Origin of the sequence: Limimaricola sp. AA108-03, from assembly GCF_050847355.1 — a bacterium.
GTDB lineage: Bacteria > Pseudomonadota > Alphaproteobacteria > Rhodobacterales > Rhodobacteraceae > Limimaricola.
Genome location: NZ_CP193755.1, coordinates 870,131 through 890,590, shown reverse-complemented (window position 1 = coordinate 890,590; position 20,460 = coordinate 870,131). Strand labels below are relative to the sequence as shown.

Here is a 20,460-nt window from a genome sequence, read left to right as displayed (position 1 = left end):
GTGCGGGCCCGTCAGGCAACCAAACTCGGGAGAGCCACATGGCAGACGCCGCCATCCACGGCCACGGGCATGACGACAAGCGGGGCTTTTTCACCCGCTGGTTCATGTCCACCAACCACAAGGACATCGGGATCCTCTATCTCTTCGCGGCGGGCGCTGTGGGCCTGCTGTCGGTGATGCTGACCATCCACATGCGGCTCGAACTGATGCAGCCGGGCGTGCAGTTCATGTGCACCGAGAACGTTAGCGGCAACCCGATCGCGACCGCCCTGCGGTCCTGGGTGCCGACCGCAACCGAGGCCTGTACTCCGAACGGCCATCTGTGGAACGTCGCGATCACCTATCACGGCGTGCTGATGATGTTCTTCGTCGTCATCCCCGCGCTGTTCGGTGGCTTCGGCAACTACTTCATGCCGCTGCAGATCGGTGCGCCGGACATGGCCTTCCCGCGCATGAACAACCTCTCCTTCTGGATGTTCATCGCCGGCGTCGCGCTGGGCGTCGCCTCGCTGTTCTCGCCGGGTGGTAACGGCCAGCACGGCTCGGGCGTCGGCTGGGTGCTCTACCCGCCGCTCTCGACCTCCGAGCCCGGCATGTCGATGGATCTCGCGATCTTCGCCGTGCACGTCTCGGGTGCCTCGTCGATCCTCGGCGCGATCAACATCATCACCACCTTCCTCAACATGCGCGCGCCGGGCATGACCCTGCACAAGGTGCCGCTCTTCGCCTGGTCGATCTTCGTCACCGCCTGGCTGATCCTTCTGGCTCTGCCCGTTCTGGCCGGCGCGATCACCATGCTGCTGACCGACCGCAACTTCGGCACCTCGTTCTTCCAGCCCGCGGGCGGTGGTGACCCGGTGCTCTACCAGCACATTCTGTGGTTCTTCGGCCACCCGGAAGTGTACATCATCATCATCCCTGCCTTCGGCATCATCAGCCACGTGATCGCGACCTTCTCCAAGAAGCCGATCTTCGGCTACCTGCCGATGGTCTACGCGATGGTGGCGATCGGCGTGCTCGGCTTCGTGGTCTGGGCGCACCACATGTACACCGTCGGCATGTCGCTGACGCAGCAGTCCTACTTCATGATGGCCACCATGGTCATCGCAGTGCCGACCGGCGTGAAGATTTTCTCGTGGATCGCGACGATGTGGGGCGGCTCGGTCGAGTTCAAGACGCCGATGCTCTGGGCCTTCGGCTTCCTGTTCCTGTTCACCGTGGGCGGCGTCACCGGCATCGTGCTGTCGCAGGCCGGCATCGACCGCGCCTATCACGACACCTACTACGTCGTGGCGCACTTCCACTACGTGATGTCTCTGGGCGCCGTGTTCGGCATCTTCGCGGGGATCTACTTCTACTTCCCGAAGATGACCGGCAAGATGCTTCCCGAATGGGCCGGCAAGCTGCACTTCTGGGCGATGTTCATCGGTGCGAACATCACCTTCTTCCCGCAGCACTTCCTCGGCCGCCAGGGCATGCCGCGCCGCTACATCGACTATCCGGAGGCCTTCGCCACCTGGAACATGGTCTCTTCGATCGGCGCCTTCATCGCCTTCGCGTCCTTCATCTTCTTCATCGTGGTGCTGTTCTACACCCTCGCCCGTGGCAAGGTGCATGGCCTCGCCAACCCGTGGAACGAGTACGCCGATACGCTCGAGTGGACCCTGCCCTCGCCGCCGCCGGAGCACACCTTCGAGACGCTCCCCAAGCAGAGCGACTGGGACCGCAGCCACGCCCACTGAGGCACGGCCCGCGACAGTTGATCAGGGCCCGGCGGAAACGCCGGGCCCTTTTTCTTCCCGACCCAGAGGCAAGCGATGCCACATGAGTGGACAAGACGCCCGACCGAAGCCGGCCCGGTCGAAGCCGAGTTGCAGCTCTGGCCCTACCGCTCGCTGCCCAAGTGCGGCTTCGCCGCCTTCATCGGCGGCACGGCGGCCCTGATCGCGCTCCCGTTGCTGATGGTGCTGGGCACCCCGGTGATGTGGGCACTGCTGCCGTTCCTCATGGCGGCGGTCGGCGCGGTCTGGTGGGCACTGGCGCGCAGCTACCGCGACGGCGAAGTGCTGGAGCGATTGGAGATCAGCCAACGACGCATTCGCCTGACCCGCAGCGATCGCGGCCGCCCGGACCGGGTCTGGGAGGCCGATCCCTACTGGGTTGAACTCCAGTTGCATGAGGGCGAAAGACCGGTCCCCGGCTATCTCACCCTGCGCGGCGCGGGACGAGAGGTCGAACTGGGGGCGTTTCTTCCGGAAGACGAAAGGCGGGCATTGGCGGAGGACCTCCAGCGCCTTCTGGCGCGGATCGCCCGGCGCTGATCCGCCCGCGGCACGCCGCGTCGTTACGTCGCGATGGAACTCCGACCCGAAGATAGGCATTTTCATGACAACGGAGGATTCGATATGCCCAAGCACACCGCCCCGAAGGAAACGATCCGCAAGCTGGCCGAAGCCGGCCGGGCCATTCTCGATGGAGTGATCGGGGCACTGCTGCCGCAGCCCCGGCCGGAATATCGCCCGATCCCGATTCGCACATCCGAGCCGCGCCGACGCTAAGTCGGGTCTCATTCGATGCCGAAAGGGCGGCTCCCATGCGGGAGCCGCCCTTTTCATTTGCCGTATTACCTATCCGGCGTGGTCTCAGCCCTTCTTCTCGGGCAGACCCTTGCGCTTGGTCTGCGCGAAATCCTCCAACTGGGATTCGCTCATGTCGTCGTACATTTCCTTCGAGGCACCCTTGAGATCCTTGACCTTCGTGTCGCCCCGCTTCGCCGAAAGCCCCGCACCGGCTGCCTTCTGCTGTGACTTGGACTGTGCAGGCATGTCGGTCCTCCATGGATTGGACGACCGTCAAACGCGAAGCCACAGCACTGCGTTCCCGCGAGCTCAGCCGAGCCGGTCGCGCACCACAGGGCCGACCCGGCCGAAATCCATGCGCCCCGTATAGCGCGCCTTGAGCGCTGCCATGACCCGGCCCATGTCGCGGATCGAGGTCGCTTCGGTTTCGGCGATCGCCTGACTCACCGCGGCCTCGGTCTCGGCTTCGGTCAGCTGGCGCGGCAGAAACTCCTCGATCACCGCGATCTCGGCGCGCTCCTTCTCGGCAAGCTCGATGCGTCCCGCCTCGTCATAGGCGCGCGCGCTCTCCTGGCGCTGCTTGACCATCTTGCCGAGGATCGCCAGCACCACCTCGTCGGGGACCAGCCCCTCCTCGCCCTCGCCCCTTGCGGCAATGTCGCGATCCTTGATGGCGGCGTTGATGAGGCGCAGCGTGGACAGCCGGTCGGCCTCCTTGGCCTTCATCGCATCCTTGAGGGAGGCGTTGATCTTGTCGCGCAGGGTCATCTGGTCCGTTCCGGATTGTTTCAGACACAAGCGCGTAAGCTACCCGTTTCGCGCCCGCCTGACAACAAGCGCCGCCGGGTGCCGCCGCGTCTTGATTCTTTCGAGCCCTGCCCCTAGGTAGCGGCGGGTTTCACTACAGGAGCAATGACGCCATGCCGCATAATGTTTCCGGCAAGCCGACCGCCTGCCTCGCGCTCGCAGACGGGACCGTGTTCTACGGGCAGGGCTTCGGCGCTCCGGGCCGCACCGTGGCCGAGCTTTGCTTCAACACCGCGATGACCGGCTATCAGGAAATCATGACCGACCCCTCCTATGCGGGCCAGGCCGTGACCTTCACCTTCCCGCATGTCGGCAATACCGGCACCACTGAGGAAGACGAGGAGGCCGCCGATCCGGTGGCCGCCGCGATGATCGTCAAGTGGAACCCGACCGAGCCGTCGAACTGGCGCGCCACCGACACTCTCTCGAACTGGCTCGCCAAGCGCGGCCGCATCGGCATGGGCGGCGTCGATACGCGGCGCCTGACCCGGGCGATCCGCCAGCAGGGCGCGCCGCATGTCGCGATCGAGCACAACCCCGACGGCGTGTTCGACCTCGAGGCGCTCGTCGCGCAGGCGCGTGACTTCAAGGGACTCGTCGGCCTCGACCTCGCCAAGGAGGTCAGCTGCGTCCAGTCCTATCGCTGGGACGAGATGCGCTGGGCCTGGCCCGACGGCTTCAAGAAGCAGGAGAGCCCGCGCCACAAGGTCGTCGCCATCGATTACGGCGCCAAGCGCAACATCCTGCGCAGCCTCGCCTCCTCGGGCTGCGAGGTCACCGTCCTGCCCGCCACCGCCACCGCCGAGGAGATCCTCGCGCTGAACCCCGATGGGCTGTTCCTGTCGAACGGCCCTGGCGACCCGGCGGCGACCGGCAAATACGCGGTCCCGGCGATCAAGTCGGTGCTCGAGCAGTCCGACATTCCGGTCTTCGGGATCTGCCTTGGCCACCAGATGCTGGCGCGCGCGCTGGGTGCCCAGACCGTGAAGATGAACCACGGTCATCACGGCGCCAACCACCCCGTGAAGGACCAGGAAACCGGCAAGGTCGAGATCACCTCGATGAACCACGGTTTTACCGTGGACAGCCAGTCGCTGCCCGACGGCGTGATCGAGACCCACGTGTCGCTCTTCGACGGCTCGAACTGCGGCATCCGCATGACCAACCGGCCGGTCTTTTCGGTGCAGTACCACCCAGAGGCCAGCCCCGGCCCGCAGGACAGCTACTACCTGTTCGAGCGTTTCGCCGAGGCGATGGCGGCGCGCCAGGCGGGTTAACCGCTTCTTAATCGCGAGCGGCGAGCATCGGGCGGCCTTCCGCAGCGAAAGCGAGCCCGATGATCGCCCCCGCGCCGCTTGGTCGGGCGCAAAGCGCGCCCGGTCATGGCTCTTCCGCGCCGCCCTTGCCCGATCGCATCGACCCGGTCGCGCTGCCCCCCGATCCGCGCCTGTTGCGCCGGTTCGGCGTGTTGCGGTCGTTGCGGCTAGGGGTGTTGCCATGGCGCCGGATCGGCGGGCGCGTGGTCGTCCTCTGCGCGACGCCGCCCGAGCCCGAAACCATCGCGGCAATGGAGCGCGCGGGTTTCGGACGCCCACGCTGCGCGGTCTGCGCCCCAGAGGTGCTGCGTCGGGCGCTGCTGCCACTTGCGGAACCTGTACTGCTGCTGCGCGCCGAAACCCGGGTGCCGCTGCACCAAAGCTGCCGGATCGTCGGTCGCAAACCGCTTTGCCTGCTGCTCGTCGTCACTCTGAGCGTCACTGCCCTGTCGGTGGCGCTGGCCCCTTGGGCCGCTTTCGCGCTGCTCTGTGCGCTCTGCGCCCTGACGCTTGTCGTCAATACCGCGTTGAAACTCGCGGCTGCGCTGGCCAGCTTCAGATCTGCATCCCGCCACCATCTTCTTGCGCTTCCCGCGGACGATGTCATGCCGGTGATATCGCTCTTGGTGCCCCTTTACCGCGAAGGGGCGATGCTGGTGCCGCTGCTGGAACGGCTGGACGGGCTCGACTACCCGCGCGACCGGCTCGACCTGTGCCTGATCGTCGAGGCCTGCGATACCGAGACCCGTGCAGCCCTGTCATCCATGCCGTTGCCGGGCTGGGCACAGATCGTGGTCGTGCCGACGGGCCGCCTGCGCACCAAGCCGCGCGCGCTCAACTACGCCCTGCCCTTCGCGCGCGGCAGCATCATCGGCATCTACGACGCCGAGGACGCGCCCGCCGCCGACCAGCTGCGGCAGGTGGTGACGCGTTTCGCGACGAGTGATCGCCGAACCGGATGCCTGCAGGGCGTTCTCGACTATTACAACGCGCGCTCGAACTGGATCGCACGCTGTTTCACCCTCGAATACGCAAGCTGGTTTCGCGTGATACTGCCGGGTCTGGAGCGTCTCGGCCTCGTCGTGCCGCTCGGTGGCACCACGCTGTTCCTGCGCCGCCATGCGATCGAGGCGGTCGGCGGCTGGGACGCGCACAACGTCACCGAGGACGCCGATCTCGGCGTGCGGCTGGCGCGCCACGGCTTTCGGACCGAGCTGATCGACAGCGTCACGCTTGAAGAGGCCAATGCTCGACCCTGGCCCTGGGTCAAGCAGCGGTCACGCTGGCTCAAGGGCTATGCCATGAGTTGGGGCGTCGCCATGCACGATCCCGAGCGGCTCTGGCGAGAGCTGGGCGCCTGGCGCTTTCTCGGGGTCCAGATGTTGTTTCTTGGAACGCTGGCGCAGTTCGCACTGGCCCCTGTACTCTGGTCGTTCTGGCTTGTGATCCTCGGAATGCCGCATCCGATGTCGCCATGGCTGCGGTCCGAAACCCTCTGGGGGCTTGCCCTCGTCTTCGCGCTGTCCGAATGCGTGAGCTGGGCGATCGCGGCGCTGGCGGCGCGGCGGGCCGGACAGCCGCGGCTGGCGCTCTGGGCGCCGATGCTGCAGGTCTACTTTCCACTGGCGACGATCGCGGTCTGGCGCGCGCTGTGGCAGGTGCTGCGGCGTCCATTCCTGTGGGAAAAGACGCGGCATGGCGTCTTCGGCCCCACCACGCCGCTTACTTTGCCGCCTCCACCTTCGCCGCGTCGAGCTTCAGCCGGGTGACGAAGGCGTGGCTGATATGATCGCGCAGCGCCCGGTCCGCGGCGTCGCCGTCTCCCGCCTCGATCGCCGCGACGATCGCCGCATGCTCCTCGAGCGCGCCACGCCCCCGACCTTCCGCCGCGAGCGACGTCGAGGCCAGAAGCGCCATCGAACGATGCACGAGATCGAGTTGCCGCACCAGGAAGCGGTTATGGCTGGCGAGATGGATCTGCTTGTGGAAGCGGCGATTGGCGCGGGCCAGCGCGGCGGGGTCGTTCACCAGCGCCTGGTCGGCTTCGAGCATGTCGCGCAGCACCCGCACCTCTTCTGGCGCGGCATGCCGCGCGGCGAGTCGCGCCGCCAGCCCCTCCAACTCGCCTCGCACGACGTAAAGCTCCGCGAGCTGCGTGTGATCGAGAGAGGCGACGATCAGCGAACGGCCGTCGCGGGTCAGCATGCCTTGGGTCTCGAGCCGCTGCAGCGCCTCGCGCACCGGGGTGCGCGACACGCCGAACCGATCCGCCAGCTCGCTTTCGACCAGCCGGTCGCCAGGGCGGTAGATGCCGCTGTCGATCGATTCGAGGATCAGCCCGTAGGCGTCCTTCTGCGAGGGTCTGGTATCCTGCATCCGCGGCCTTCCCATGGGTCGAGCGACGATACCCCCGCCGCGGTCCGAGGTTCAAGCCGCGCCCGCCTTGCTGCTCTGCGCCCGTGCGCCTAGGGTCGCGGCCATGACAGCCCTTCTCACCGACATCGCCGCCGAGTTCTCCCATGTCCGGGCTTGGGTCTTCGACCTCGACAACACACTCTACCCGCCCCGGGTGCGGCTCTTCGACCAGATCGAGGCGCGGATGCGGGCCTGGATGATGCGCGAACTGCGCGTCGAGGCGACCGAGGCCGACCGGCTGCGCGCCGATTACTGGGCCCGCTACGGCACGACGCTGGCCGGGCTCATGGCCGAGCACGGGCTGCCCGCCGATGACTTCCTGCTCGACGTACACGATATAGACATGGACGGTCTCGAGGCCGATCCGGGCCTCGCCGCCGCGATCGCCGCGCTACCGGGACGGCGCATAGTCTATACAAACGGCACCCGCCCCTATGCGCAGCGCGTGCTCGCTGCGCGCGGGCTTACCGGGGTCTTCGACGCGGTCTATGGGGTCGAACATGCCGGGCTGGTGCCAAAACCCGAGCGCGCCGCCTTCGAGGCGGTCTTTGCGCTCGACGGTCTGGCGCCCGATCAGGGCGCGATGTTCGAGGACGACCCGCGCAACCTCGCGGTGCCGCATGCCTTGGGCATGCGCACGGTGCTGGTCGGCCCGCCCGAGACACTCCGCGCCGACCATATCCACCATCACACCGACGATCTGGCGGGCTTTGTGTCGCAGCTGGCCCCTTAGGCTTTCCCACGGGGCCACCCCGGCCTATCTCAGCCTCATGACACGGACCATCGACATTCTCGTTTCCGGCGGCGGCATTGCCGGGCTTGCGGCCGCGGCCGCCTTCGGAGCGCGCGGCTTTTCGGTGCTCTGCGTCGATCCGGCGCCACCCGTTCGAACGATGGAGGACAGCGGCGCCGACCTGCGGTCCACCGCCTTCCTGCAGCCCGCCCGCGACCTGCTCGATGCGGCCGGGCTCTGGGATCGGCTGGCGCCTCATGCCACGTCCCTGCAAGTGATGCGGATCGTCGAGGCTGGGCGCGGCGCGCCGGTCAGTCGCGATTTCGATGCTGCAGATCTCGGCCCCCTGCCCTTCGGCTGGAACCTTCCGAACTGGCTGCTGCGCCGGGAGATGGCGGCGCGGATCGCCGACATGGACCACGTGGAATTCCGCGCCGGCACGGGCTTTGCCGGGCTGACCGCGCGCGAGGACCGGGCGCTGGTGCGCCTCACCGACGGCAGCCGGGTGGCCGCGAAGCTGGTCGTCGCCGCCGACGGGCGGAACAGCGCGGTGCGCGAGGCCTGTGGCATCGAAGTGCGCACCCGGCGCTACGGGCAGAAGGCACTGGCCTTCGCGGTCACGCATGAACGCCCTCATGACAACGTTTCGATCGAAATCCACCGCTCTGGCGGGCCGTTCACGCTGGTGCCGCTGCCCGATCACGAGGGAAAGCCCTCATCGGCGGGGATCTGGATGGAGCCGGGGCGCGAAGTCGAACGGCTCGCGGCACTGCCCATCTCGGATTTCGACATCGAGGCGACGGCGCGCTCCGAGCGGGCTCTGGGGCGGCTGCATCTCGTCACCGGGAGGCAGAGCTGGCCGATCATCATGCAGACCGCGCGCGCACTTACTGCGAGGCGCGTGGCCCTGGTGGCCGAGGCGGCGCATGTGATGCCGCCCATCGGCGCGCAGGGGCTGAACACATCTCTTGCCGATGTCGCCTGTCTTGTGGATCTCGCGGCGGCGCGCCCCGAGGGTCTGGGCGACGCGGCCATGCTCGATGTCTATGCCCGCAGGCGGGCCGGCGACATTGCGCTGCGCGAGCACGGGATCGACGCGTTGAACCGGATCGCCATAGCGGGCGGGCCGTGGGCGCAGGGGCTGCGTGGGTTCGGGCTGGGCCTGATGCATGACATCGCGCCGCTCAGACGCAGGCTCATGCGGCTCGGACTGGGGGCCGGACGCTAGAGCGGGCCCGGCAGCCGTTCCTCCGAGAGCAGAACGTTGGCCTCGACCGGGCCGATGCCCGGTAGGGTCATGATACGCCGACGCAGCACCCGCTCGAAATCCTCGAGATCGCGCGCCACCACGCGCAGCCGGTAGTCGTAGAGGCCCAGCACGTGCTCGACGGTCTGCACCTCGCGGATCGCGCAGACCGCGCGTTCGAAATCCTCGAGGCTGGCGCGACCGCGGCTCGCGAGCTTGACCCCAAGGAACACGGTAACGCCGAAGCCCAGCGCCGCGGCATCGAGATCGAGGCGACGGCCCTTGAGCGCGCCGATGTCGCGAAGCCGCTTGATGCGCCGCCAGGTCGCGGGCTGCGACAGGCCTAGCTCGCGGCCCAGATCCGCGGCGGGCCGCGCGGCATCCTCGGCAAGCGCGCGCAGCAGGGCCCGGTCCATGGCGTCGAGATCGGTCATAGAGGCAACTTCTCGTCGGATTTCACCACGCTTACCGTCATCAGGCTTTCGATATCCGCGATATGCGGCAGCGCGAGGATGCGTTCGCGGTACACGACCCGGTAATGATCGAGGTCCCGCGCCACCAGCTGAAGTCGCACGTCGACACGGCCCAGAAAGGTCTGGATCTCGATCACCTCAGCCACCTCGCGGGCCCGCGCGAGGAATTCGTCGAAGGCGCGCGGCTGGGTCTTGTCGAGCGTCACGCGCAGGCTCACCGCCACCTCGAAGCCCAGCGCCTTCCAGTTGATCACCGCGCGGCTGCCACGCAGCACGCCCGCATCCTGCAGCCGCGCCAGCCTGCGGGCGCAGCGCATCGCCGTGAGCCCGGCGCGTTCCGCGAGCTCGGCGGTGGAGAGATCGGGCGCCTCCTGCAAAAGGCGAAGAAGCCGTCTGTCGGTATCGTCATGCATGGAAATCACGTAGCAGGCCAACTTGACGAATGATAGGTTCGATATTGGCATGATTTTCATGCTATCCCCTCCTCGTAACCGCATCGCAGCTCGGTCATGTTGCCTCCAGATATCCCCGCCCCGGCGAATGAGAGAACGAGAGGACGACATCATGCGCGTTTATTACGACCGCGACTGCGACGTGAACCTGATCAAGGACAAGAAGGTCGCCATTCTCGGCTATGGCTCGCAGGGCCACGCCCATGCGCTGAACCTGCGCGATTCCGGCGCCAAGAACCTCGTCGTGGCGCTGCGCGAAGGCTCGCCGTCGCGTGCCAAGGCCGAGGGCGAGGGCCTGCAGGTCATGGACATCGAGGAAGCCGCCGCCTGGTGCGACGTGATCATGTTCACCATGCCCGACGAACTGCAGGCCGAAACCTACCGCAAGCATGTGCATGACCACCTGAAGGAAGGCTCTGCCATCGCCTTCGCACACGGTCTGAACGTGCACTTCGGCCTGATCGAGCCCAAGCCCGGCGTCGACGTCATCATGATGGCGCCCAAGGGACCGGGCCACACCGTGCGCGGCGAATACGTCAAGGGCGGCGGCGTGCCCTGCCTCGTCGCGGTGCATCAGGATGCGACCGGCAAGGCGATGGAGATCGGTCTCTCCTACTGCTCCGCCATCGGCGGCGGTCGCTCGGGCATCATCGAGACCAACTTCCGCCAGGAATGCGAAACCGACCTGTTCGGCGAGCAGGCCGTGCTCTGCGGCGGCCTCGTCGAACTGATCCGCATGGGCTTCGAAACGCTGGTCGAGGCAGGCTACGAGCCCGAGATGGCCTATTTCGAGTGCCTCCACGAGGTGAAGCTGATCGTCGACCTGATCTATGAAGGCGGCATCGCCAACATGAACTACTCGATCTCGAACACCGCCGAATACGGCGAATACGTCTCGGGTCCGCGCGTCCTCCCCTATGAGGAGACCAAGAAGCGCATGAAAGACGTGCTGACGGACATCCAGAACGGCAAGTTCGTCCGCGACTTCATGCAGGAAAACGCGGTCGGTCAGCCGATGTTCAAGGCGACCCGCCGTCTCAACGACGAGCACCAGATCGAGCAGGTCGGCGAGAAGCTCCGCGCGATGATGCCCTGGATCTCCAAGGGCAAGATGGTCGACAAGGCGCGCAACTGATCGCCTCCGATCGACACGAACAGGTCAAGGGGCGCCACGCGGCGCCCCTATTTTTTTGTGTCGCTCGAAATTTCCGATATTTCGTATAGGTTTGGCGCGTTGGTATAGGCCTCGGCGTCCGACATCGTCTCGGTGCATTCTGGCCACAATTCCCGGCGAATTGCTTCCTGCATTACCAGTAGGAGTAACCATGATGATCGGCTCGCTTTCTTCAACGATCAATTCCGTCACTTCCTCGCTCTTGCAAGAATCTCAGAGCAGCACGGCAACTTCGTCCCAAGAGGAGATCGAAGACGCCGAAGAGGTGGAAATCGACGACGACGACATTGAAACCGCGGCGGCGAACGACCCCGAGAACGCGGTGGCCGTCGCCACCAACTCGAACACCCAGTCCAGCCTTTCGGTAGCTGGCGGACAAGCGGTCGAATCCTCCGAGAAATCGAGCGGCGCCGCCGCCAGCGCCAACCGCGCGGAACCGGCGGCAACGACGGCCCGCAGCGCCGAACTCGAAGCCGAGGACGAGGCGATCGACGACATCGCGCGTTCCCGCGCGGAGGCGATCGCCGCCCAGAACCGGGATCGCCAGAGTGCGGTGGTCGAGTCGATCGGCCAGACGCCCACCTCCGTCCCCGAGATCAGCAAGGTCGAGGCAAAGCCCTCGTCTCAGGAGGCCGCGACCCGCTACGCCGCTGCCAACGAGTCGACCGCTCCGGCCCGCGCGACCGCCGAACTGCGCGCCTGACACGATCGGGGCCGGCTGTGAAGCCGGCCCCGTCGAAGCGCTTCGTATCGCCGGTTCAACGCCTGATCACGTCGAACTCACGCGTGGCGACGACCTGGCCGTCGACCCTGAGCACGGCAACGATGTCACGCTGCACCGGGTGGCCGATATGGACCCGCACGTTGTTGTTGGCACCGGCATGGACCGGCTGGCTGCCGAGAAGCGTCTGCGTGCCATCCGAATTCATGCTGTAGATTTCGACCATCCCCATGCCTTCGGACCTGACCCGCCCGACATCGATCAGCGAACTTTGCGCCCTGATCCGCTCGAGCGAGGTGAAGGCATTGTCACCGATCATCGCCTCTGCGCCGGTGACCGTCGTGGCGAGCAATGCCGCCGCTAGGAGTTTCCCGTACATGGTGGTGGACCTTCCCTGAATAGATTCGGGTTCTGCGACCCGTATCCACAGGCTGCGCCTTGCCCATTCACGGCGCGAGTGCTGTAACATCACAAGGACGATCCGGCCTCGTGAGCCCATTTCCCCCTTGCATGGGGTGATGTGCAGGAGGGCCCCCCCGGGAGCTGAGTCGCACCTTCCCAAAGGCCCGAGGCGCACAGACTTCAACCATGACGATATGTCCCCGTGCCTCGCTTGGTAACGGCTCCGTGATACTCACGTGAGGCACACGAAATTTCTAACGATGCACATCCGGAGGATGTGAGCCCACGTTACAAGGGCCTGCATAGATTTACGGCATCCGGTCTGCGCCGCTTGCAGATTCCTACACCGATCGGTGCTGATCATAGGTCATAGACAATACCGGACGCGCGTGCTGAACCGGCATCATGACCGCGAAACCAAGCACCGCCGACTGGCTCTCCATCCTCCTTCTCGGACTCATCTGGGGCGGCACCTTCGCCGTGGTGCGCGTGGCGCTCGACGGTTACGGGCCGGTCACCGTGGCCTGCGCCCGCACTACGCTCGGCGCCGTCGCCATGCTGGCGCTGATGTGGGCCATGGGACGGCGGGTCCCGCGGCTCCCGGGACGCCTCATGGGCTATCTCGTGGCGATCGGCGCGCTGTCCACCGCGCTGCCTTTCCTGCTGCTGGCATGGGGGCAGCAATACGTCCCCTCGGCCTTCGCCGGCATCTCCATGGCAGCGCTGCCGCTCTTCGTGTTGCTGCTGGCCGCGCTGTTCTCGGACGAGTTGCTGAACTGGCGTTCGGCCGCGGGCGTCAGTGTCGGATTCTTGGGCGCGCTGATCCTGATCGGCCCCGGGGTGCTGGTGCCGGGGGCCGGACTGTCGGCCTGGGGGCAGATCGCCTGCCTCGCCGCGGCGTTCTCCTACGCGGTGGCCTCGATCCTCACCCGGCGCTGTCCGCCTCTGGATGGCGTGGTGCTGACCGCACTCAGCCTCGCGGTGGGCGCGGTGATCCTGATGCCGGTGATGCTGCTCACGGAGGGCGTTCCGGGCTGGACCGGCGCGGTCCCCGGCGCGGCGCTTCTGTTTCTCGGACTGCTGCCCACCGCTCTGGCAGCGCTGATCCGGGTCACGGTGATCCGCTCCGCCGGATCGGTCTTCATGACGCTGGTGAATTACCAGGTGCCGGTCTGGTCGATGGCGATCGGCGCGCTGGCCTTGGACGAGGCGCTGCCTTGGCGCTTCTTCGTCGCGCTGGCGCTGATCCTCGCCGGGCTCGGCCTCAGCCAGGGCCGGAACCTGCGCGCGCTGTTCGCCCGCGCGGCCCCGGCCGGCTGAGTTCAGGCGACCGACTGCACTTCGGCAACGATGCCCTCGACCACTTGGACGAGCAGGGCGTCATCCTCGCATTCCGCCATCACGCGGATCAGCGGCTCGGTGCCGGATTTGCGGATCAGCAGCCGTCCCTTGCCATCCAGCAGCCCTTCGGCCTCGGCGATCGCCTTCTTGACCGCCGCCGCATCGAGCGGATCGTGACCGGGCGCGTAGCGCACGTTCTTCAACAGTTGCGGCACGCGTTCGAACTGGCGCACCAGTGCCGAAGCGGGGCGGCCGCTCTCGATCATCGCCGCGAGGAATTGCAGGCCCGCCAGCATCCCGTCACCGGTGGTGGCGTAGTCGGTCATCACGATGTGCCCCGACTGTTCGCCGCCCAGATTCCAGCCTCCGCGCCGCATCGCCTCGACCACGTAGCGGTCGCCGACCTTGGTGCGCTCGAGCTTCAGCCCGCGCGCGGTCATGAACCGCTCCAGCCCGAGATTGCTCATCACCGTGGCGACGAGCGTGCCGCCGCGCAGCCGGTCCTCCGCCGCCCAGCGCCCGGCCATCAGCGCCATCAGCTGGTCGCCATCGGCGATCTGGCCGGTTTCGTCGATGATCATCACCCGGTCGGCATCGCCATCGAGGCAGATGCCCAGATCCGCCCCTTCCTCCAGCACCCGTGCCGCCGCGTGGCGCGGCGCGGTGGAGCCGCAATTCTGGTTGATGTTGGTGCCGTCGGGATCCACCCCCACCGGGATCACCGTCGCGCCCAGCTCCCAAAGCACCTCGGGGGCGACCTTGTAGGCCGCGCCGTTGGCGCAGTCGATCACCACCTTGAGACCGTCGAGCCGCTTGCCCTGCGGAAAGGTCGATTTGAGCCGCTCGGCATAGCGGAAACGGCCGTCATCGACGCGCTTGGCGCGGCCGATATTGGCAGCCTTGGCGGGCTCCACCTGACCTGCCACCAAAGCCTCGATCTCGGCCTCGGCCTCGTCCGAGAGCTTGAAACCATCGGGCCCGAAGAACTTGATGCCATTGTCATGATGCGGGTTGTGAGATGCCGAGATCATGATGCCCACATCGGCGCGCATGGAATGGGTCAGCAGGCCCACCGCTGGGGTCGGCACCGGCCCGAGCAGAAGCGCGTTCATGCCCGTGGAGGTGAGACCGGCGGTCAGCGCGTTCTCGAACATATAGCCGGACAGCCGCGTGTCCTTGCCGATCACGACGCGGTGGCCGTTCGAGCCGTCATTGCGGAAATAGCGCCCGGCGGCGGCGCCGATCCTGAGCGCGACCTCGGCCGTCATCGGCCAGGTATTGGCGGTACCGCGCACCCCATCGGTGCCGAACAGCTTGCGTGTCATGGCTCTTCCCTCATCAATGCGTGCTGCAGGTCGAGCGCCTGCCGCGTTTCTTTTATGTCATGCACCCGGATCACCTGCGCGCCCTGCCGCACCGCCCAGAGCGCCACCGCGATCGAACCGGGCATCCGATCCTTCGGCGCCTCGGCACCGCCGATCGTACCGATGAAACGCTTGCGGGAGACGCCGATCAATAGCGGCAGGCCGAAACCGTGAAAGGCGGTGAGGGATTGCAGAAGCGCGAGATTGTGGCCGAGATCCTTGCCGAAGCCGATCCCCGGATCGACCAGTATCCTGTCATGCGGGATTCCCGCCGCCACCGCCGCCTCGATCCGGTCGCCAAGCGCATCCATCACCTCGGCGAGCACATCATCGTAACGCGGCGCCCGCTGCATCTCCTGAGGCGTGCCCTTGGCATGCATCAGGCAGATCGGCACGCCCGCCTCGGCCACGACACCGGCCATTCCCGGGTCATGGGTCAGGGCCGAGACGTCGTTGATCATGTCGGCACCCTCGGCAAGCGCCGCGCGTGCCGTGGCGGCATTGCGAGTGTCGATGGAGATCGGCACGGTCAGGCCGGCGGCGCGCAACGCGGCCACCACCGGGACCACGCGGGCCATCTCCTCGTCCACCGCCACCGCCTGCGCGCCGGGCCGGGTCGATTCGCCGCCGATATCGAGAATTTCGGCCCCCTCTTCGACCATGGCCCGCGCACGCGCCACCGCCTCGGCATGGCCCGCATGGTCGCCGCCATCGGAAAAGCTGTCGGGGGTGACGTTGAGAATGCCCATCAGTCGCGGGCGGTCGAGCGAAAGCCCGCACAGCTTCGGGCGCGGCGCGCTCAATCGCTCGATCATCGTTGCGTCGAGCTTTTGAGCCGTGATCTCTCGTCCCTCATGATCGAGCGCATGCGCAAAGCGCAGCCCCGCCATGCCGGCCAGGGGCAGGCCGCCCTCAGGCCCCAGCGGCCAGAGGGGCAACGGCACCACCGGCCTCATGCCGAACCGAGAGACCGAAGCGGTCGATCCGTCGAGGGAGCCGCAGCCCCCACGAGGAGGATTTCCCGCGCATCGAGGGTCTCGGCCAGCCAGGCCGCGAGATCCGCGCCCGTGGTGCTCTTCGGCCCGGCGACCGCCGAGACGGCCATGCGCGTCGGCGCCCACATGCTGGGTGCCCCCTTGCGCTGCGCCCAGTCCAGCTCGGTGCGATTATCGCGCACCTCGATCTCGGGCAGCAGCGCCGACAATCGCCACGCGGCCTGGTCGAGCTCCAGAAGTTCGATCCGGCCCCGCGCGGCGGCGTCCGTCACGTCGGGCGCAACGCGCGCCGCTTCGACGCACAAGACCAGCGGGCCGGTTTCGGCCAGCAGCGCCTTGCGCCAGTCCCCGGGCCGCGCGGCGGCCTCGGCGGAGATCAGCGCCACGACGGGGCGCGGCGCGGCGCTGGGCGACACGCTGCTCGGACCGGAGCGGACGATCTCCACCCCCAACGCACCGGGGCCGCGGTCCAGCTTGCGGATGCGCACGAAGACCCGCTCGGCCTGCGGCTCGGCGAGAATGCGGTCGGCGATGCGCTCGGCCAAGGTCTCGAGCAGATCGAGGCGCTCCGTGGCCAGCGCGTCGGACACCGCCTCGGTCAGCCGATCATAGGAAAGAATGCGATCCACATCGTCGCCCGCCGGCGGGGCCGGGCGCAGCTCGGCCACGATGTCGAAGGCGAGGCGCTGCGTGGCGCCGCGTTCGGCGCGGAAGGCGCCGATTTCCACCTCGACCACATGGTCATCAAGCAGGATACGATCCCGAAGCGTGTCGGCGGTCGCCGCGGCGCGCGCCCGAGGGTGCGCGAAGGCCTGGCGGGTTTCATCGGTCATCTGGCCACTCCGGGCTTGCGGGCATGGGGCATCTAACCTCCCCCTGCCCGCCCGGCAAGCCGTTGACGCCCGGCTCGCGCCTCAGTTCGAAGCGGTGCGGGTGGCCTCGCGGTAGAACAGATGAGCGCCGATCGCGGCCGTGCGGGGAATGCGCCCGGCCCAGGACGGGTTCACGGCGGTGGTGTGGTAATGGGTGGCGCCGGCGGTCAGCTCGCGCGGACCGTCCTCGATCATGATCTCGGCGATCCGGCCCAGCTTGTTCCAAGAGCGCTGGTCATTGACCGTGTCCGGGATGCCGTCGCAGGTATAGGAGAACTGGCAGGCATATTTGCGGCCGGTTCCCTGGTTCACCACCTTGCAGATGGTGTCGGGATAGTCCGGGCTATCCACCCGGTTCAGGATCACTTCGGCAACCGCGAACTGCCCTTTCACGGATTCGCCACGTGCTTCGAAATAAAGCGCCTCGGTGAGGCATTCCCATTGGGCATCGCCCTTCGCAGAGGGCTGCGAAGCCAGCAGAACGTCGTAATCCTGCTTGCCGTTGCTGATGTCGGTCTTCAGCCCCCGATCGGCAGCGGCAGGAAGCGCATCACCACCAGCCACGGCGGGAACAATTTGGCCCGCGCCGCGTTGATCGCCCAGAAGCAGGGAAAGACGGGTGTCGGCCGCAGGCGCGGCAGCGACTCGGATTTCCGCTTTCTGCGCCGCGACGAGGCCATCCTCGCCCGCGCTGGCTGGTGCTGCGGCTACAACCGTCGCAAGACAAGCCATCGCGCCAAACATGGGCAGGCGCAAAAAGTTCAGTTGCTTCATGATGATGTCCCCGGTTCCTCGCGGTCTGCCCCGCGCTGGCAGGGGGGGACCTATGGGATCGAGGACGGGGTGTCTACCTTAAGGTCAGGAACCCCAATGGAACCGGCGAATCTCTGCCAAAATGGCAAGCGAAAAGTCGCCATTTTTTCAGAAAAAACGTCCGACCGTGACTTTTTCGTCGATATCGAGCCGTTCACGCAGTGCCAACTGTGCCGCGCTGAGGCGCGCCACCGGCACTCGGAATGGCGAACAGGACACGTAATCAAAGCCCTGTTTGCGACAGAACTCGATGGCACTGCGCGATCCGCCATGCTCCCCGCAGATCGACAAGGTCACGTCGGGCCGCCCGGCGCGACCGCGTTCGGCGCCGATCTTGAGCAGCTCCCCCACCCCTTCGAGATCGAGGCTGTGGAACGGGTCCTCCTCGTAGACCCCGTTCTTGACGTAGATCGACATGAAGCGTCCCGCGTCGTCGCGCGACAGCCCGTAGGTCATCTGCGTGAGATCGTTGGTGCCGAAGGAGAGGAAGGCCGCGTGCTGGGCAATGTCGGCGGCGCGCAGCGCGGCGCGCGGCGTCTCGACCATCACCCCGAGCCGGTAATCGAACTCGATGCCGGACTGAGTGCGCACCTGCGCCGCGACCGCATCAATCCGCGCCTTGACCAGCTCGACCTCGCGCATTGCCGATACCAGCGGGATCATCACCTCAGGCACGACCGGATCGCCATCGCGGCTGGCCTGCACGGTGGCCTCGAAAATGGCGCGGGCCTGCATCTCGTAGATCTCGGGCACGGTGATGCCGAGGCGCACGCCCCGCATGCCGAGCATCGGATTGTACTCGGTGAGCGCCGAGACCCGCGCCTCGACGTCCGACAGCGACACCGCGAGCCCGTCCGCCAGATCGCGTAGCCCGGCCCGATCCGAGGGCAGGAACTCGTGCAAAGGCGGGTCGAACAGGCGGATGCAGACCGGCTGGCCCTGCATGATCTCGAACAGCCGCGCGAAATCGGCGCGCTGCATCGGCAGGAGTCGCTCCAGCACGGTCCGGCGCGCCGCCTCGTCCTTGGCAAAGATCATCTCGCGCATCATGCCGATGCGCCCTTCCTCGAAGAACATGTGCTCGGTGCGGCACAGCCCGATGCCCTGCGCCTGGAAATTGCGGGCGGTCTGGGCGTCGGCCGGGGTGTCGGCATTGGCGCGCACGCCGATGTCGCGGAAATCATCGGCCCAGTCGAGGAGCCTGCGGAAAGCGCCGTCCAGCACCGCCTCGAACATGGCGGGCTCGCCCGCCAGCACCTCGCCCGAGGTGCCGTCGAGGGTGATAATCTCACCCTCCGACAGCCGGCGCCCGCCCGGCGCGATCACCTGCCGCTTCTTGCGGTCGATGGTGAGATCCGAAGCGCCGACCACGCAAGGCAGCCCAAGGCCGCGACCGATCACCGCCGCGTGGCTGGTGATGCCGCCGCGGATCGTCAGCACGCCTTCGGCCGCGTGCATGCCGCGAATGTCCTCGGGCGTGGTTTCGCGCCGCACAAGGATGCACGGCTCGCCGCGCGCCGCCGAGGCCTGCGCCGCGCTGGCCGAGAAGACGATCCGTCCGGTGGCCGCACCCGGCGAGGCCGCGATGCCCGAGACGATCAGGTCGCGCGGCGCCGAAGGGTCGACGTGGCGGTGCAGCAACTCGGAAAGCGCCTGCGGCTCGACCCGCAGCACCGCCTCCTCACGCGGGATCATCCCGTCCTCTGCCAAGGCCACGGCGATCCGCACGCTCGCACGCGAGGAACGCTGCACCCGCACGGCGTCGAGCACATGCAGCTTTCCTTCCTGCAGCGTGAACTCGATCTGCATTTCCTCGCGCAGCCGCTCGCGGCACAGATCGCCCATGCGCAGGAGCCGCGCGAAGGCGTCGGGGCACAGCTCCTCGAAGGAGGGGCCGCGATCGTCGCGGGTGAGGTAGATCGCCCCCGCCCCGGCCTTGAGCGCGTCGCGCCCCTGGCTCTGGCTCAGGTAGCGCCCGGTGACCTGCGGCAGGCCGGTGAGACTGTCGACGAACTGGATCACGCCCGAGCCGCATTCCCCCTGCCCCACGCCAAGCGCCATCTGCTGCACCACGAGGCCGAGCCCGGCATCTGCGGGCGCACCCTTGGCCTGACGCAGCAGCCGCGCCGTGGTTCCCTCCCAGGCGCGGGCCATGGAGCGCAGGACTTCGCAAAGCTGTACGCTCGGATCCTGGGGGAACGGCTCATCGGCCTCGACCTCGTAGGCGGCGAGCATCGCCTGCAGCGCATCCGGGCCGGGATGGTCGGGAATGTCGAAGCTGTCGGGATCGAGCCGCGCGACATGAACGGCCCAGCTCTGGATGAAGCGCAGGTAGAGCGAGGTCGCCGCCTCTTCCCCCAACTCGTCGCACATCCGGGCATGGCGGCTGTCGTTCATGCCGATATTGAGGATCGCGCCCGGTCCGCCCCAGTCGGGATCCTGGCTCGACGGCCGCACCGACAGGAGCGGCGCCTCGCCGAAATGGCGCATGATCTCGTCCATGTCCGGCATCCGGCCATTGGCGATGGCGTGCACGCAGGAGAAGGACAGCGCCACCGTGGTCGGCAGCGGCAGGTCCATCCGCACCAGCCTTTGCAGGCATTTCGCGCGGCCGCCATGGCGCGCGGCCGACATGTCGGCCTCGGGGGTGATCAGCAGGATCTTCGGGTCGCGCGGAAATTGCTGCACTGCGGCACTCCTTGATAGCCGCAAGATAGGCCGTGCAAGGCCTTCCGCCAAGCACGGCCTTCGTATCAG

Annotated in this window: 21 protein-coding genes; 10 read left to right on the top strand and 11 right to left on the bottom strand. The window is 67.1% G+C overall.

The window, feature by feature from the left end; all coding sequences use genetic code 11:
* The first annotated feature begins 38 nt into the window (after window positions 1-38).
* The 3 genes from ctaD to ACRAQ3_RS04420 all read left to right on the top strand — a co-directional run bounded on the left by ctaD (window position 39) and on the right by ACRAQ3_RS04420 (window position 2,558).
* Window positions 39-1,742, top strand: a complete 1,704-nt coding sequence (ctaD, locus tag ACRAQ3_RS04430) for a cytochrome c oxidase subunit I (protein ID WP_432255813.1) — start codon at window positions 39-41, stop codon at window positions 1,740-1,742.
* Between the two features lie 75 nt (window positions 1,743-1,817).
* Complete coding sequence (locus ACRAQ3_RS04425) at window positions 1,818-2,321, top strand: DUF2244 domain-containing protein (RefSeq protein ID WP_432255812.1); 504 nt, start codon at window positions 1,818-1,820, stop codon at window positions 2,319-2,321.
* Window positions 2,322-2,405: 84 nt separating this feature from the next.
* Window positions 2,406-2,558: a hypothetical protein gene (locus tag ACRAQ3_RS04420; RefSeq protein ID WP_269396579.1), complete on the top strand. Its 153-nt coding sequence runs from the start codon at window positions 2,406-2,408 to the stop codon at window positions 2,556-2,558.
* An 84-nt stretch (window positions 2,559-2,642) separates the two neighbouring features.
* Here the strand turns inward: ACRAQ3_RS04420 and ACRAQ3_RS04415 are convergent, their stop codons facing one another.
* Together ACRAQ3_RS04415 and ACRAQ3_RS04410 are read right to left on the bottom strand one after the other, a co-directional pair.
* The gene (locus ACRAQ3_RS04415; RefSeq protein WP_432255811.1) at window positions 2,643-2,825 is read right to left on the bottom strand and encodes a DUF3008 family protein; all 183 of its coding nucleotides are present in this window, start codon (window positions 2,823-2,825) and stop codon (window positions 2,643-2,645) included.
* Window positions 2,826-2,888: 63 nt separating this feature from the next.
* Window positions 2,889-3,347, bottom strand: coding sequence for a GatB/YqeY domain-containing protein (locus tag ACRAQ3_RS04410; protein WP_269396577.1), 459 nt, complete (start codon window positions 3,345-3,347; stop codon window positions 2,889-2,891).
* A gap of 152 nt (window positions 3,348-3,499) precedes the next feature.
* Here ACRAQ3_RS04410 and carA point away from each other — a divergent pair, with 152 nt between their 5' ends.
* Together carA and ACRAQ3_RS04400 are read left to right on the top strand one after the other, a co-directional pair.
* Window positions 3,500-4,663, top strand: a complete 1,164-nt coding sequence (gene carA / locus ACRAQ3_RS04405; protein WP_432255810.1) for a glutamine-hydrolyzing carbamoyl-phosphate synthase small subunit — start codon at window positions 3,500-3,502, stop codon at window positions 4,661-4,663.
* A gap of 59 nt (window positions 4,664-4,722) precedes the next feature.
* A complete protein-coding gene (locus ACRAQ3_RS04400; RefSeq protein ID WP_432255809.1) occupies window positions 4,723-6,471 on the top strand; it encodes a glycosyltransferase in 1,749 nt (582 codons plus the stop codon).
* Here ACRAQ3_RS04400 and ACRAQ3_RS04395 read toward each other — a convergent pair.
* The gene (locus tag ACRAQ3_RS04395) at window positions 6,425-7,078 is read right to left on the bottom strand and encodes a GntR family transcriptional regulator (RefSeq protein ID WP_085894592.1); all 654 of its coding nucleotides are present in this window, start codon (window positions 7,076-7,078) and stop codon (window positions 6,425-6,427) included. The two genes, ACRAQ3_RS04400 and ACRAQ3_RS04395, sit on opposite strands and share 47 nt — an antisense overlap.
* Window positions 7,079-7,181: 103 nt before the next feature.
* Between ACRAQ3_RS04395 and ACRAQ3_RS04390 the strand changes: the two genes are divergently transcribed.
* Window positions 7,182-7,850 carry a pyrimidine 5'-nucleotidase gene (locus ACRAQ3_RS04390; RefSeq protein ID WP_432255808.1) on the top strand — a complete coding sequence of 223 codons (669 nt, stop codon included), beginning with the start codon at window positions 7,182-7,184 and terminating at the stop codon, window positions 7,848-7,850.
* A gap of 37 nt (window positions 7,851-7,887) precedes the next feature.
* Window positions 7,888-9,078 (top strand): FAD-dependent monooxygenase, encoded by a 1,191-nt coding sequence (locus ACRAQ3_RS04385; RefSeq protein WP_432255807.1) that lies wholly within the window; start codon window positions 7,888-7,890, stop codon window positions 9,076-9,078.
* Here ACRAQ3_RS04385 and ACRAQ3_RS04380 read toward each other — a convergent pair.
* Both ACRAQ3_RS04380 and ACRAQ3_RS04375 read right to left on the bottom strand, forming a co-directional pair.
* Window positions 9,075-9,530 (bottom strand): Lrp/AsnC family transcriptional regulator, encoded by a 456-nt coding sequence (locus ACRAQ3_RS04380; RefSeq protein WP_085894589.1) that lies wholly within the window; start codon window positions 9,528-9,530, stop codon window positions 9,075-9,077. The genes ACRAQ3_RS04385 and ACRAQ3_RS04380 overlap by 4 nt on opposite strands.
* Entirely contained in the window at window positions 9,527-9,982 is a 456-nt protein-coding gene (locus tag ACRAQ3_RS04375) for an Lrp/AsnC family transcriptional regulator (protein WP_432256259.1), read from the bottom strand. The genes ACRAQ3_RS04380 and ACRAQ3_RS04375 overlap by 4 nt, the downstream gene beginning before the upstream one ends.
* A 127-nt stretch (window positions 9,983-10,109) precedes the next feature.
* On the opposite strand from ACRAQ3_RS04375, the gene ilvC reads away from it, so the two are divergent.
* Together ilvC and ACRAQ3_RS04365 are read left to right on the top strand one after the other, a co-directional pair.
* On the top strand, window positions 10,110-11,156 hold the full coding sequence (gene ilvC / locus ACRAQ3_RS04370; RefSeq protein ID WP_432255806.1) for a ketol-acid reductoisomerase: 1,047 nt from the start codon (window positions 10,110-10,112) through the stop codon (window positions 11,154-11,156).
* 190 nt (window positions 11,157-11,346) lie between these two features.
* Window positions 11,347-11,898, top strand: a complete 552-nt coding sequence (locus tag ACRAQ3_RS04365; RefSeq protein ID WP_432255805.1) for a hypothetical protein — start codon at window positions 11,347-11,349, stop codon at window positions 11,896-11,898.
* 55 nt (window positions 11,899-11,953) lie between these two features.
* Here ACRAQ3_RS04365 and ACRAQ3_RS04360 read toward each other — a convergent pair whose 3' ends face one another.
* A complete protein-coding gene (locus ACRAQ3_RS04360; RefSeq protein ID WP_269396569.1) occupies window positions 11,954-12,295 on the bottom strand; it encodes a hypothetical protein in 342 nt (113 codons plus the stop codon).
* 428 nt (window positions 12,296-12,723) lie between these two features.
* Here ACRAQ3_RS04360 and ACRAQ3_RS04355 point away from each other — a divergent pair, with 428 nt between their 5' ends.
* Entirely contained in the window at window positions 12,724-13,638 is a 915-nt protein-coding gene (locus ACRAQ3_RS04355) for a DMT family transporter (RefSeq protein WP_432255804.1), read from the top strand.
* 2 nt (window positions 13,639-13,640) lie between these two features.
* Here the strand turns inward: ACRAQ3_RS04355 and glmM are convergent, their stop codons facing one another.
* The 5 genes from glmM to ACRAQ3_RS04330 form a co-directional block, all read right to left on the bottom strand.
* Window positions 13,641-14,984: a phosphoglucosamine mutase gene (glmM, locus tag ACRAQ3_RS04350; RefSeq protein ID WP_432255803.1), complete on the bottom strand. Its 1,344-nt coding sequence runs from the start codon at window positions 14,982-14,984 to the stop codon at window positions 13,641-13,643.
* Entirely contained in the window at window positions 14,981-15,979 is a 999-nt protein-coding gene (folP, locus tag ACRAQ3_RS04345) for a dihydropteroate synthase (RefSeq protein WP_432255802.1), read from the bottom strand. Before folP ends, glmM begins: the two co-directional genes overlap by 4 nt.
* The gene (locus tag ACRAQ3_RS04340) at window positions 15,976-16,851 is read right to left on the bottom strand and encodes a dihydroneopterin aldolase (protein ID WP_432255801.1); all 876 of its coding nucleotides are present in this window, start codon (window positions 16,849-16,851) and stop codon (window positions 15,976-15,978) included. Before ACRAQ3_RS04340 ends, folP begins: the two co-directional genes overlap by 4 nt.
* Before the next feature lie 81 nt (window positions 16,852-16,932).
* Window positions 16,933-17,664 (bottom strand): cell wall hydrolase, encoded by a 732-nt coding sequence (locus tag ACRAQ3_RS04335; RefSeq protein ID WP_432255800.1) that lies wholly within the window; start codon window positions 17,662-17,664, stop codon window positions 16,933-16,935.
* 147 nt (window positions 17,665-17,811) lie between these two features.
* On the bottom strand, window positions 17,812-20,337 hold the full coding sequence (locus ACRAQ3_RS04330; protein WP_269396606.1) for a putative PEP-binding protein: 2,526 nt from the start codon (window positions 20,335-20,337) through the stop codon (window positions 17,812-17,814).
* Between the last annotated feature and the right edge of the window lie 123 nt (window positions 20,338-20,460).